Below are 14,230 nucleotides of genomic sequence, written 5' to 3' on the forward strand. Positions count from 1 at the left end.
CTCAATTTATTTGCAGTCTACTCATTGCAAATTCCGCTTGATACCAGTGTGTAGTCAGCCGGTTTCGTATAAATGGCCATACCTCCGACCACCGCAGCGCCGGAGCCGGGAGCGATCCCAAGCCACACCCTCGCCACTTCAGGCCCGACAACGAAGAAAAGAGGATCGCTGTTGTCAGAGCCTGTAATATATACACCTCCATACCTTTTTTCTGACCAGTACGGAACATTTTCTTCCTTTCCTTTCAGCCACCCTCCATGTTTCGCGTTTACGATATTGCCCCTGGCATCATAACCTCTTATTACAACTCTCCCGGCACTGTTTCCCGGAGAAGCGCGTTTAACAACAAAAGATTTTACTTTTCTTGTATCGATCATGACGCCAAGCGCCGTATCTTTCACAATAAACGTACCATCCTGATTTCTGCTAATTGCCTGGCCGCTGACGCTACCAAGCACATCATTGGATCCGTCAGTCAAAAAAGACATGCCCACAAATGAAATGTGGCCGTCTGGCAGCATGCGGAACCGCTCAGACAGGTTATAACTGGCCAAAAGGTGGCTGTGCTCTTCCAGCACCCGCTCGGAAGCGCTACTGGTAATTGTGGACGGGTACAGGGAGCGATCATCAATACGCGCCGCTCCCATACCAGTCGAAATGACATTGTCACTGCTACCGTTAACGATACGCGCTGCATACGTACCGTTTCCTTCGTTCCGAATGTATTCAAACGTATTAAGCTTTCCATGTTCGATAAGAATTGGCAGCGCTTCAGCCCCCTGAACCAGCCCACTCTGACTCAACTCAAAACTCGGTTTAATAAAAATATTATTATTGTTGTTTTTATACGTTCCATCCTGGCTTGTAATCACAACTCCGATTCGATCCTCGTTCGCATGAAGTGAGGGACGTACCGAAAATCGGCCTCCCATATACAAATTTTCGTTTATCCAGCCAATGCGACCGTTCTTTCCCTTTTGATTGGTCAGTTCCACTCCGATATGATTACCAATAAACTGACCGAGCCGTACTTCATTGTAGGCAAATCCTTTGCCAGCACCAATAAACTGGCTTCCTATGGTAAAGCAGTCGGCCTGTCGAATATCAATAAAGGAAGATGTGGCATTAAAAATCCGAATCCCGATCGCCTGCTTCGCCGGATCACTGGAAAGCCAAGCAGACTGCTTCTTTCGAATGACAGCAAGACCCGTGTAGGATGCCCGTGTCGTTTTCCCCTGCTCGCCAATTGTTACGAACGGTTCATACGCATCTCCTGTATAAATCAGGGGAGCGTGCTGCTCAACCGAGACATTCGGCGGTATCTGTATCGGGGTATCCAGGGCATAGCCCTCGGCAGGAGGAAATACCAAGACAATATTCGATTCAGGAGAAAATTGTGATGCTGACAGTTTCTCCGCATAAGCAATGGCTTGCGAAACGGCCAATGCATCATTCGTTTTACCATCCCCTACCGCCCCGAATTGCATCACATCTATCATTCGTTTTGCTTTCTGCGCGTCCTGCGTATTTCCGCCTTGAACGTTAACCTCCGGCTTTGATAGCAAAACAAACCCTACAGCTACGAAGCTCATGATAAGACTCAGAACAGATACATAGGTTGACCATCGATGCTTCATGTCTACTCCTTTGTCAGCAGTTGGGAGCCGTCTTCATATACAAGCGGTACGATAAACCTTTCTTCTTCCGCTTTGCTCTTTAGCTTGGAAGAATGTACAGGTATGGCGGCAACGGTACCGAGTACCGGAAGATCAAGATGACTCTCAATTTCTTCTTCTGTACGTATTCTCCGATCTGTTAATTCCAGCAAAAATGCCAGTCCAACCGAAACCGCCAATCCAAGAAAGAAAGCTGTACTGATATGCAACGCCAACGTTACCAACTTAGTCGAAGACGCCCGCTCCGCTTTTGCCTCCGCCAAAACTTGTATGTTTTCGATGTTCATCCGTTTAACAACTTCACTTTGGAAGGTAGCAGCGAGCATATTCGCTATCTGTGCTGCCTTTGCCGGATTACGATCTTCTACGGTAATGGCCATAACCTGCGAATGACGTATGCCGCTTACGCTGATTTTCTTGGCTAATGCTTTCCCTTTATCCGGCTCCCCCAGTTTCCCGGCAACAAGTTCCAGAAGGGAAGGGCTGATAATGATTTCATTGTAGGTTTTAATCAGTTCTACATTCGCCTCAAGCTCCGAGGCAGGAAGCAAATACATTCCGCTTTCCTGCCTGGCCTTATGAATCAGCAACTCAGCGGTCGCCTTATAAGCAGGAGGAATGAAAAAAAAGCTAAGCACAGCGCTGGTTAAGACTGCGGTTAGCGTGATGGTCACTATCATAAAAAGATATCGCTGCAAAACACGAAGAAGTCCTCGTACATCACTCTGTATCCGGTATTGTTCCATGCCTATTGTCCCTTACTGAGCCATTTACTTTACATCAAGCAAACGTTGAATGATGACAGCAACCTGGGCACGGTTGGTTTTTGACTTCGGCGCGAAATGATGCTGATCCATTCCCGTGATGATCCCTTTTTCTACTAGCAGGGCTACGTTTGCTTGCGCCCATGTTGCAATATTCTTCCGATCTGCAAACTTCTCTAACTGTTTCTTGTGCTCCGCAGCAGGCTTTATACCCATCGTTACATCCAGCGCGCGAGCGACCATGGTCGCCATTTGCTCCCGTGTCACCGGCGCATTCGGATCAAACTTGGTTTTGCTCACACCGCTCACGATATGGAGGCGCGCCGCAATTGCCACATCAGCGGCAAACCAGTCTTCGTTTTTCACATCGGTAAACGAAGGGGATGGACCTTCTGCTGTTTTCTCATTTAACTTGAGCGCCTGAACCAGCATACGGGTAAACTGTGCCCTGGTTACATGGCCAAGCGGTTCAAATTTGTCTTCGCTTATTCCATTCAATACACCCGCCGCCACAAGCGCTTGAATCGCTTCTTGCGCCCATGGTACTTCTCCTAGATCAGTAAAAGCAGGCACCGGTTTGTCTTCGGGTTTTGCAGGTTTTTCAGGTGCTGGCTGAACCGGCAACTGTTCCGGTTTTTCCGGTGCAGGTTCTGTCGTTTTCACCGGTTCCGTTACCGGTTCCTTGATCGGTTCTTTTGCCGGCTCCTCCTCTTCATTCGGAGATGCTGTGATTTGGTCTTTTGCCTGCATTACATCTTCAATCGTGATATTGGATTCGCGTACTTCCTGCTTCAGCTTTTCATATTTCTCCGTGTCAACCGTTTGTTTTACCGCTTCTTCCGCAATTTGCTCAAGCGGCTTATTCGGTGATTCCAGCATTTCCTGCATGGCTTTTTCTTTGATCATCTGCTGTTCTTCCGGGGTGAGTTGCTGCAATAATTCTTTCATTTTTTGCACTTTGCTATCCGTTACATCCTCCGTTGCCGCCTTTGCCGTTGTGGTCCATCCTATCGGCAGCAGCGTAACAGAAGGCATTGCCACCGCAGTCGCAAGCAGCGACAACGCCAGTTTATGTCGAAATCCGTTTTTCTTGTTCATATCTATCCCTCCATAATTATTCGTAGCGCAACGCTTCGATCGGGGGAATCCTTACCGCCCGCAGCGCCGGAATCATCCCGAACAGAAGACCTGCACCGATCGCAAACACAATCGTATACCCTACCATCTCCAGCGGAATATGGTTCGGCAGTATCGGAAAATACGTGTGAATGGAATAAAGAATTCCGTATGTCGCGGCCAAGCCGAGCAGGGCGCCTGTCACGCTTAAAAAAACCGCTTCAAACAAGAACTGGGCGAGAATATGCCACGATTTTGCCCCAACCGCCTTGCGAATCCCAATTTCCCTTGTCCGCTCTTTCACCGTCAAAAGCATTACATTCATAATCCCAATACCCCCAACCAAAAGCGCGATACCGGTAATCGCAAGGGTAATCACACCGACCAGATCCATCACGGTTTTGATAACATGAATCACTTCTTCTGCCTTTACCAAGTTGAAATCTTTTTTCTTATGGTTTTGTCCGATAACATTGTTGATCTGCTTTTCGACCTGCGGCACGTTTTCCGTCTTTTTCGCGGTGAAAAATAGCAAAGAAGCATTGTCCACGTTGCCTATCTTTTCAACCACATGGTATGGCGCATATACCCGATCATCAATATTGAAACCGAACATTTTCTTCTCATCCAGAACGCCGATCACCATAAAATTCTCCCGGTTAATCGTAACCGTTTTTCCGACCGCGGGCCTGTCGCCGAATATGTTGTGCTTAATGTTGGCCCCAAGTACAATGACATGCTTGTTCTGCTTGCATTCGGCATCGGTAAAAAATCGCCCATCCGCCAACCTGACATCAAGAATAGGCAGAAGATCAGGCGTTGTCCCGGTAAAAATCATTTCATATCCTTTTTTGTTATACATAAGCACGCCCATGAATTCATTTTGTGGTGCCGCCTTTTCTACGCCCGGAACCCGCGCTTTAACATCCATCGCATCCTTGTATGTGAGCGTGCTGGCGGAAGGCGCGAAGGAAGCAAAGTCGGAAATACCGCTATCAATGGCTTTCTTATTCAGCAACTTGCCCGGTACAACGGTAATCTGCCGGGCGCCAAGCCCGGAGAATTGTTGCAGCAAGCTCTGGCTAAAATTGTAGAGCACCGTCATCATCGAAATAACGAGCAGCGCGGCGACCGCCACGCCCAAAATCGCCAGCAACGAACGACCGCGATACATCCAGATGCCACGCAAGGCCATCCTCACATTACGGAATAGCATTACCCGCGGTTCGCCTCCCTTTCCGGCGCACCACGATACGGAACGAGCTTGCGATCCAGCATATACAGAATTCGTTCCGCAATCCGGGCCAGCTCGTAATCGTGGGTTACCAGCATGATGGTTTTGCCCTGTGCATGCAGACGTTGCAAAATGTTGATCACCTCTTGTTTGGATTGCACATCCAGATTTCCTGTCGGTTCGTCGGCCAACAGAAGCGAGGGCGAGGCGACAATCGCGCGGGCAATGGCTACTTTCTGCTTTTGACCGCCGGACAGGTGAACGGGTACGTCTTTTTTGCGTGAAAGCATCCCGACCCACTCTAGCGCCTCATCCACCCGCTTGCGCTTCTCCCGGGCAGACATCCGGGTATACTGAAGCGGCAGGGCAACATTCTCGCCGACGGTCAGCCGAGGAACGAGCATGAACTGCTGAAAAATAAAGCCAATATGGCGGTTGCGGATAGCAGCCAGGCGGCCCCCGCCATATTCGGTTACATCTTGTCCGGCGAGCCGGTATGTGCCTGAGTCGGGCTTGTCCAGAAGCCCAAGGATATTTAGCAACGTCGATTTGCCGGAGCCGGAAGGGCCGAGGATGGATACGAATTCACCCTGTTTCACATTCAAGTCCAGATCTTCAATGACGGTTCTTTTTTCCCGCCCATCTTTGTAGTGGCGGGAAATGCCCCGAAGCTCAATCATAGTTGCCCATCCGTTCTATGAATGGTTTGAGCTGGAACACGATGTCATCCACAATGTCACGCGTGTCCATCGTGTCGAGCTGTTCGCCTTTTTGATAGACATCCAGCAAAATATGAAGCAGAATTTTTTGATCGAGCTCGCTTTCCATGAGTTTCGCCATCACCAGATATCAACTCCCATTACTTTTCGGCGCCAAGCGCCACTTCGAGTTTCAGCCGTTTCACGATCGTCTCCGCCGCTTTCTGCTTGCTTTTCGCTTCCGCGATGTCGGCCGCCGGCAACTGATATGTTGGCACAATCTCTTTCAGCATCGCCTTCAGCTCTTCCGGCGCAACCGGCATATAATTGTTGGAAGCCGCCTGTTCAAGCTTTTCAAGTTTGGCCATAAATTCCGGAACAGAGAACGGGGTCGCCCGGCCGATAAAAATCCGGTTATGCGCTGTCGCCGTCGTGCCTTCCTCGGCGGTCAGCAGCTCCTCATACAGTTTCTCGCCCGGTCGCATACCGGTGTATTCGATTTTGATATCACGTTCCGGTTCCAGCCCGGACAAACGGATCAGGTCGCGCGCTAGCTTATCAATTTTTACCGGCTCGCCCATATCAAGCACAAACGTCTCGCCACCCTCCGCGATGGCTCCGGCCTGAATAACCAGCTGCACCGCTTCCGGAATGGTCATAAAATAGCGAACCATCTCCGGGTGCGTCACAGTGACAGGGCCGCCTTCTTTGATCTGCTGCTTGAAAAGCGGAATCACACTACCGCGGCTGCCCAGCACATTGCCAAAGCGTACCGCAACGAATTTCGTGCTGCTGCGACGGTTCAGGCTCTGGATAATCATCTCGGCAATTCGCTTGGTCGTGCCCATTACGCTTGTCGGATTGACCGCTTTGTCCGTCGAAATCAGAACGAAACGCTCCACGCCAAACAAGTTGGCGCACTGGGCCACGTTTTTCGTTCCGATAACGTTGTTCTTAATCGCTTCCGCTGGATTGCGTTCCATCAGCGGCACATGCTTGTGCGCCGCAGCATGGAACACCACCGCCGGGCGATATCGGTCAAACACTTCCACAATCCGCTGCCGATCCTGGATATCAGCGATAATCGTCTCATATTTCAGGTTTGGATATTTGCGTTTCAGCTCGTTTTCGATTGCGTAAATGCTGTTTTCACCATGGCCGAGCAGAAGCAACGTTTCCGGGTCAAACGCGGAAATCTGACGGCACAGCTCCGAACCGATCGAACCGCCCGCCCCCGTCACCAATACAACCTTACCTGTCACATAATCGGCAATTCCTTTCAGATCGACTTCCACCGGATCGCGTCCGAGCAAGTCTTCCACATTGACATCGCGAATCGTACTGATCGACACCTTGCCATGAATCACATCGCTGACGCGCGGCAAAATTTTAATATTTGCCGCCGTCTTCTTGCAGATATTAATGACTTTTGCCGTTTCCGACTTTGCGGCGGACGGCAGCGCCAAGATGATCGTATCAATGCCAAGCCGCTTTACGACAGCCGGGATGTCGCGGCGCGTGCCAACAACGGGCAACCCGGCCACTTCCATGTACAGTTTGGATGGATCGTCATCAATGAACGCGACCGGATACAGCGTCGTGTCTGGAAAACGCTGAAGCTCCTTCGCTACGAGCGTGCCCGCGTCCCCGGCGCCTACAATGAGCGCCTTTTTATGGTGCGGCTGGATTTTCACGTATCTGCCGCGCGCGATGCGCCAGATCAGGCGCGAACCGGCAATACCGACCGTTGTCGTCATCCATGAGAGAAGGAAGATCGAAAGCGGGATGACGATACCCACCCCCAGCGCGCGCGCCGTAAAATACAACGCAAAGGTCAATACCAACGCCAGTGTGGTTGCGCGAATGATAAGCAAGAGTTCGCCGATGCTTGCATACTTCCAGACGCAACGATAAAGATGCGATACATAAAACACACCGCATGTAACAAGCAAAATCAGTCCTATCGCATACGGCATACTGTTCCAGAACGGCTCCGGAATGTGTCCTTCGAACCGGAGCAAATAGCTGACAAGCACCGATCCAAGCACGATGAAAGTATCAACCGCCAACAAAAGAATTCTCTGCGCATATTTCACAGCGGCTCACCTCCGTTATTTCGTTTCGATATACAGTTTAAGCGCTCGTTTAATACCCTGAATCACCCGTTCCTGCTCCTCTTCCGTTAGGCTGGAGCCGGAAGGCAAGCAAATGCCGTTATGGAATAATTCATCAGATACACTGTGCCCTTCCGCGTGCGGATAATATTTGCAACCTGTAAACAATGGTTGCAAATGCAGCGGTTTCCAGACCGGACGCGCTTCGATGTTTTCTTCTGCGAGCACATCCACAATCTCAGCCGCGCTTACGCCGGTCTGTGCTGGATCTACCGTCAGAGCAGTAAGCCAGCGGGTCGCAAAACCGGATTCTGCTTCCGGCATAAATGCGAAACCTGGCACATCCGCAAGCGCATTGACATAGCGATCAAACACTGCGCGGCGAGCTTGTATCCGTTCATCCAGCACGCGCAACTGACCGCGACCTACTCCCGCGAGAATGTTGCTCATCCTGTAGTTATAGCCCAGCTCGCTGTGCTGGTAGTGGCGAGCCGCATCGCGCGCCTGTGTTGACCAAAAACGAGCTTTCTCCAGCGCTTCCGTGTCGTCCGAAACAAGCATGCCTCCGCCAGACGTAGAAATGATTTTGTTTCCGTTAAAGGAGTACACACCGAAAGCACCGAACGTACCGCTCTTTTTGCCTTTGTATGTCGCGCCGAGCGACTCGGCCGCATCCTCAAGCACCGGAATACCGTATTTTTCGCACAGCGCAAGCAGCGGCTCCATATCAGCGCTCTGACCGTACAAATTCACAATTACAACCGCTTTCGGCAACGCGCCTTCCGCTTCAGCGTCCCGCAGCGCTCGCTCCAGCGCGCCGGGCGACATATTCCATGTCTCCGGTTCGGAGTCGATAAAGACCGGCGTTGCGCCCTGGTACAAGATTGGATTGGCGCTCGCCACAAACGTTAAACTTGAACAAAACACCGTATCGCCCGGCCCGACACCCAACAGGCGCAGACCAAGGTGAATGGCCGCCGTGCCAGAACTGAGCGCAAGCGCTCCCTTCGCGCCGACATACTCAGCCAGTTCGCGCTCGAATTCTTCCACGTTCGGCCCGAGCGGCGCAATCCAGTTCGTCGCAAATGCTTCCGCGATATAATGCTGCTCTTCTCCACTCATGTGTGGCGGAGATAGGTAAATTCGTTTGTTCATTGTTCTCATGCCTCTTTCCGCTCATTTTGGTACGTATTCCCGCTCTGTCCCATAAACTCCGTCGTCGTCGCATGTCCTTCTTTGTTAATGCCTTCCGAGCGGATCACTTTGAAAAGCGTCAGCCACAAAATTTTCATGTCCAGCCAGAATGACTGGCGATCCACATACCAGACATCCAATTCAAATTTTTCTTCCCAGCTGATGGCGTTCCGTCCGTTCACCTGCGCCCATCCGGTAATGCCGGGTTTTACCTCATGACGGCGAGCCTGGCGCGGCGTGTAGCGCGGCAGATATTCCATCAGCAATGGACGGGGCCCAACCAGGCTTAGCTCGCCTTTGACCACATTGAACAGCTGCGGCAATTCGTCGAGGCTAAGCCTGCGTAGCCAGCGTCCGAACCCGGTCAGGCGAACTTCGTCAGGCAACAACTCCCCGTTTTCGTCCCGCTCGTCGGTCATGGTGCGGAATTTGTAAATGTAAAATGGCTTGCCGTGCAGACCGGGACGCTTCTGTTTAAACAGGACAGGCGAACCCAGCTTTATACGCACAAGCAGGGCGGTAATACCCATAACCGGAAGGGTCACCACCAGCAGAACTAGTGCGCATACCAGGTCAAATACTCGTTTTGCCATGTTCTCCCCTCCGTTTCGCTGCCATCATCGTCAGCTATTTGTCCCGTCTTACCCTTGATTACGCAGCAATTGGTCTTCAGGAACATCACGCAGCTTTCTGGCCGGAATACCCACAACCAGTTCTTCCTTCTTTACATCCCTCGTAACGACGCCGCCGGCCGCGACCGTTCCGTCCTCTTCAATCACAATGCCCGGCAGTGTAATAGCACCTGCACCAATGCGGCCACCGTCCTTGACGGTAATGCCTTTCATCTTACCGAAGCGCTCTTTGCTGCGGGCCATATAGTTGTCATTGCTGGTGACAACGCCCGGCGCGACAAACACATGGTCGCCAAGATTGGAATATGCCGTGATATAGCAATTGGTCTCCAACTTGCATTTGCGGCCGATGGAGCAATCGTTCTCAATTGCAACGCCGCGGCCTACGATCGTACCTTCCCCCACCGTCACGCGTTCACGAACGGTGGCAAGGTCAGCTACAAATACTTCATTTTCCAGAACAGCTCCCGCATAGATGATAGCCGATGTGCCAATCGTGCAACCGTCGCCGATTACGACCGGGGGATTCTTTTTCACTTCTTTCAGGGCAGAATGTTTCGCTTTAACCGGTTGTTTGCCAATGACCGCGTTATCCTGAATGACTACGTTATGCCCAATGACACTGCCCGCGTAAATGATAACGTTATGCCCGATTGTCACATTCTCTCCCAGCACAACGCTGTCCTCAATAATCGTGTTTTTACCAAATGTTATGTTCATATGTTTAGTTTCCTCCCTTCCTTGGTTGCTCCGACCTGTACCGGTGCCACCGCCAGACGATCGCAACCACCGTACGACAAATCTTCTTCTATAACATTAATGAAACGGTGTGCCAGCTTTTCCCACGAGTGATTGCTCTCTACATAGAAACGCCCCTTCTCTCCCATTTGGTGAAGAGCGGTTTGATTTATGGCTAACCATTGCAATGCTTGCGCCATTTCCTGCGGATTGCTAACTTTCAAACCAGCGCCTGAGGTTTCAATTGGCGTTTCCGGTAGCTGGCATAACAGCACGATCGGAAGCTTCGCTGCCATATAGTCATACATCTTATTTAAACTGAATCCCCATTTGTAAATTTCTGCGTCCTGCATAGAAATCAGCCCCACATCGGAACGAAGCAGAATCTCCGGAACTTCCTCTTTTTTGACAGGAGGAATAAAAGTTATATTGGTTAACTTTTCTTTTCTCGCCCGTTCTACAAGCCGCTGCTTCTCCGGTCCATCCCCAATCATAAGAAAATGAATGTGATGATTTCGGTCTTTCAGAATACCGGCTGCATCAAGCACCGGATCCAGATGGTTGGCAATGCCGTGCGCACCCGTATACGTAACAATCAGCTTGTTCTCCAAAGAAGCGAACAACCGCTCAAGATCCGCGGAAAGCAAAGCCTGCTGCTCATACCGCTGCAGGTCGGCACCATTCGGAAGATACAGCACTTTTTCTGTATCAATCCCCTGCTGGGCCACATACTTATCCGCCTTGTCAAACAGGACGATAATACGGCGGGCATTTCTGTATAAAAAAAGCTCTAACTGACGGAGCATCCAAACGACCGGATTCCGTTCAGAAACTTTGCCGAGATCGATCAAGGTTTGTGGCCATAAGTCTCGCTCTTCAAAATAAAACGTACAATTGAACTTTTTGGCGAGCAAACAACCAACAAGCGCCGCCAGCGGGTGCATGAGTGTTCCGATAATTAAATCCGGTTTTTCTTTTCGTTTTTTGCCAAGCAAATAAGCATGGATGGTATAGCTCAGCATGTTGGCGACCCTGCGCCAATCGTTCTTCTTATAGGCAGGTGTTTTGATCCAGACGAAGCGGACGCCATTATACTGTTCTTCCTTCCATCGCAGATGCTTTTCCGGAATATAACGCTCCTTTCTCTCCTGATGGGTAAAGGAAGAAGCAAAAATCGTGACGTTATAATTGTGTTTGACAAGCTCTCGAGCTAAATCGTAATGACGCGTACCACCGCTCGCACCTGGTGCAATCGCATAATGGTTAAAAATCCAGATGTTCACCTCTTGCTCTCCCTCCTTTCAAAATCGAAAATTCCAGGCAATTCATTCCTCCATCCCATCGATAAACCACTTGCTTATCGGTTTGCATGGAAGAAATAAGAAAACAGCTGGAAAGATACAGATACTGTAACCTTTCCAGCCAATCTTTCACCGTTCCCTTTTCTGCAAGCTTTTTTCCTGATTAATTCACGGCGAGAAAAGCCAAAAGAATAAGGTGCTGAAAAGGGAGAAAACGACAAGTCAAGAGAGCGCAAATTCCAGTCATATAGCTCGATGTTTCCATATGCCTTTCATCACACCCCTTCAATATTCTTATAAAATTTCATATCGTTTCGGCTTGACCGCATTTTTCAGTGCATTTCTAGTATCAAGCACAGCGTACGCGGTACGGCCGATAAAATCGTAGTCAAAAGCGGTATGATCCGTTGTAATCACCACAAGATCTGCCTTTTTCAACGTTTCCTCCGTAAGATCGACCGACTCGTATTCCTTGCCATGGCGTTTAAAAGACAGAACATGTGGGTCGCTGTAAACGACATGCGCCCCTCTCTCCTCCAGGATGTCAATGATATGAAGCACTGGTGATTCACGAATATCGTCAATGTCTTTTTTATAAGCTACGCCAAGCAAATGGATCGTTGAGCCCTTCAGCGGTTTACCATCCTGATTCAACAGATTGGCAGCGCGCTCCGTCACGAATTCGGGCATGCTTCTGTTAATTTCGCCGGCCAGCTCGATCAAGCGTGTATGGTAGTTGTATTCTCTCGCTTTCCAGGTCAGGTAAAATGGGTCAATCGGAATGCAGTGTCCGCCAAGACCCGGCCCCGGGTAAAACGCCATGAACCCATAGGGCTTCGTTTTTGCCGCATCGATCATTTCCCATACGTTGATCCCCATCTTGTTGCACAGAATCGCCATTTCATTCGCCAGCGCGATATTAATATGACGGAACGTATTCTCATAGATTTTCTCCAGTTCAGCGACTGCCGGGCTGGATACTTCATGCACGTCGCTGTCCAGCACCGCACGGTACATGGAAGCAGCAACTTTGGTGCAATCCGGCGTTACGCCCCCGACCACTTTCGGTGTATTCTTCGTGTTAAACTGCTTGTTACCCGGGTCAACACGTTCTGGCGAATACGCCAGGAAGAAGTCCTTGCCGCAGACAAGCCCCGATTCTTCCAGAATCGGCTTGAGCAATTCTTCGGTCGTGCCCGGATATGTGGTACTCTCCAGCACAACGAGCATGCCAGGATGAAGATATTTCGCCACTTCACGCGCCGACGATTCCACATAACTTGTGTCTGGTTGTTGATAGGTATCCAACGGTGTTGGTACGCAAATTGCCACCGCGTCTACTTCGTTGATAAAAGAGTAGTCAGAGGTTGCACGCAGCTTTTTCCGCTCTACAATTTCGCGCAGATCATCGTCCACAACATCACCAATGTAATTGATACCTTGATTGACCATCTCGACTTTACTAGCCTGCACATCGAACCCAATGACGTTAAAACCGGCTTTCGCTTTCTCAACCGCAAGCGGCAAGCCGACATACCCGAGGCCCACCACACCGATAACGGCCGTTTTCTGTTCAATTTTTTGAATAAACTGCTCGACTAACGAAGTTGCGAACGCTGCTGCTTGTGTCATACTCTCTCTCCCTTCGCTTCGAAGAATTCGCGGACAATAGAAATGACATATTCCTGATCATCAATCGTCATTTCAGGATAGAGCGGCAGCGCAAGCGTACCGGCGGCCGCTTTTTCCGACTCAACAAGACTTCCGGCCACATATCCGAGGTCTTTATATACTTCCTGCCTGTGCAACGGTACCGGATAGTACACGCCGGTCGCGATACCGTGTTGCTGTAAATGACCTATAAGTTCATCGCGATACTTGGTTTGAATGATATAAAGATGGAAAACCGCTTCGCGATTTGGCTTTACGTATGGCAACTTGAGAGGCAGGTCTTTCAGCGCGTTGTTATACATCATGGCTTTTTCACGGCGTTGCCGGTTCCACTGGTCAATGTATTTCAGTTTTACCTGCAACATGGCCGCCTGAAGCGCATCGAGCCGGCTATTGTAACCGATCATGGAATGATAGTATTTCGGATTGCTACCATGTACGCGCAGAATTTGGATTTTGCGCGCCAGTTCTTCATTGTTTGTCACTACGATTCCGCCGTCCCCGTATCCGCCCAAGTTTTTCGTCGGGAAAAAGGAGAAGCAACCGGCGGTTCCAAGCGATCCAATCTTTTTCCCATTGTATGTAGAACCGATCGCCTGGCACGCGTCTTCGACTACAAACAGGTTGTATTCATTCGCGATCGCCAATATTTCGTCCATATCAGCGGGCTGTCCGAAGATATGAACAGGCATAATTGCTTTTGTACGCGGTGTAATGGCTGCGGTAAGTTTTGCCGGGTCGATGTTGTATGTGTCTGGATCGATATCGACGAATACCGGTGTCGCACCCAGCCGCGAGATCACTTCCGCGGAAGCGAAAAACGTAAACGGAGAAGTAATCACCTCATCTCCCGGCCCGATTCCAAGCGCGTCCAACGTCAGAAGCAACGCGTCCGTACCGTTGGCGACGCCGATTGCGTATTTCGTGCCGCAGTATTCCGCCATAGCCTGCTCAAAATTTTTCACGAATGGCCCCATAATGTAGTTGCCGCTCTCAAGTACGTTGTCCACAGCCTGCTTAATTTCCGGTTTAATGTCCTGATACTGGGCGGTTAAGTCCAGCAGGGATACTTTGCGCATTGTCTTTGTCATA

At 50.2% G+C, this 14,230-nt stretch carries 13 protein-coding genes; all 13 read right to left on the reverse strand.

Annotated features, from left to right (window positions below):
• Positions 1-17: 17 nt before the first annotated feature.
• The 13 genes from K3F53_RS17280 to K3F53_RS17340 all read right to left on the reverse strand — a co-directional run bounded on the left by K3F53_RS17280 (position 18) and on the right by K3F53_RS17340 (position 14,229).
• A complete protein-coding gene (locus K3F53_RS17280; protein ID WP_220559182.1) occupies positions 18-1,637 on the reverse strand; it encodes a hypothetical protein in 1,620 nt (539 codons plus the stop codon).
• A 2-nt stretch (positions 1,638-1,639) separates the two neighbouring features.
• Positions 1,640-2,422 carry a YveK family protein gene (locus tag K3F53_RS17285; protein ID WP_091260448.1) on the reverse strand — a complete coding sequence of 261 codons (783 nt, stop codon included), beginning with the start codon at positions 2,420-2,422 and terminating at the stop codon, positions 1,640-1,642.
• A gap of 24 nt (positions 2,423-2,446) precedes the next feature.
• Positions 2,447-3,538 (reverse strand): S-layer homology domain-containing protein, encoded by a 1,092-nt coding sequence (locus K3F53_RS17290; protein WP_057897447.1) that lies wholly within the window; start codon positions 3,536-3,538, stop codon positions 2,447-2,449.
• Between the two features lie 16 nt (positions 3,539-3,554).
• Complete coding sequence (locus K3F53_RS17295; protein WP_057897446.1) at positions 3,555-4,772, reverse strand: ABC transporter permease; 1,218 nt, start codon at positions 4,770-4,772, stop codon at positions 3,555-3,557.
• Positions 4,772-5,470, reverse strand: coding sequence for an ABC transporter ATP-binding protein (locus K3F53_RS17300; RefSeq protein ID WP_220559183.1), 699 nt, complete (start codon positions 5,468-5,470; stop codon positions 4,772-4,774). Before K3F53_RS17300 ends, K3F53_RS17295 begins: the two co-directional genes overlap by 1 nt.
• Positions 5,463-5,633, reverse strand: coding sequence for a YwzD family small protein (locus tag K3F53_RS17305; protein WP_156423982.1), 171 nt, complete (start codon positions 5,631-5,633; stop codon positions 5,463-5,465). The genes K3F53_RS17300 and K3F53_RS17305 overlap by 8 nt, the downstream gene beginning before the upstream one ends.
• A 16-nt stretch (positions 5,634-5,649) precedes the next feature.
• Positions 5,650-7,584 carry a polysaccharide biosynthesis protein gene (locus K3F53_RS17310; RefSeq protein ID WP_220559184.1) on the reverse strand — a complete coding sequence of 645 codons (1,935 nt, stop codon included), beginning with the start codon at positions 7,582-7,584 and terminating at the stop codon, positions 5,650-5,652.
• Positions 7,585-7,599: 15 nt separating this feature from the next.
• Positions 7,600-8,757: a DegT/DnrJ/EryC1/StrS family aminotransferase gene (locus K3F53_RS17315; protein WP_057897443.1), complete on the reverse strand. Its 1,158-nt coding sequence runs from the start codon at positions 8,755-8,757 to the stop codon at positions 7,600-7,602.
• Positions 8,758-8,762: 5 nt separating this feature from the next.
• Positions 8,763-9,389, reverse strand: a complete 627-nt coding sequence (locus K3F53_RS17320) for a sugar transferase (protein ID WP_057897442.1) — start codon at positions 9,387-9,389, stop codon at positions 8,763-8,765.
• Positions 9,390-9,437: 48 nt separating this feature from the next.
• Positions 9,438-10,148 carry an N-acetyltransferase gene (locus K3F53_RS17325; protein WP_057897441.1) on the reverse strand — a complete coding sequence of 237 codons (711 nt, stop codon included), beginning with the start codon at positions 10,146-10,148 and terminating at the stop codon, positions 9,438-9,440.
• Positions 10,145-11,449: a glycosyltransferase family 4 protein gene (locus K3F53_RS17330; protein ID WP_220559185.1), complete on the reverse strand. Its 1,305-nt coding sequence runs from the start codon at positions 11,447-11,449 to the stop codon at positions 10,145-10,147. Before K3F53_RS17330 ends, K3F53_RS17325 begins: the two co-directional genes overlap by 4 nt.
• 312 nt (positions 11,450-11,761) lie before the next feature.
• Positions 11,762-13,099 carry a nucleotide sugar dehydrogenase gene (locus K3F53_RS17335; protein ID WP_057897439.1) on the reverse strand — a complete coding sequence of 446 codons (1,338 nt, stop codon included), beginning with the start codon at positions 13,097-13,099 and terminating at the stop codon, positions 11,762-11,764.
• Entirely contained in the window at positions 13,096-14,229 is a 1,134-nt protein-coding gene (locus K3F53_RS17340; RefSeq protein ID WP_057897438.1) for a DegT/DnrJ/EryC1/StrS family aminotransferase, read from the reverse strand. The genes K3F53_RS17335 and K3F53_RS17340 overlap by 4 nt, the downstream gene beginning before the upstream one ends.
• Position 14,230 lies beyond the last annotated feature (1 nt).

The organism is Aneurinibacillus thermoaerophilus (genome assembly GCF_019603355.1).
GTDB classification, from domain to species: Bacteria; Bacillota; Bacilli; order Aneurinibacillales; family Aneurinibacillaceae; genus Aneurinibacillus; species Aneurinibacillus thermoaerophilus.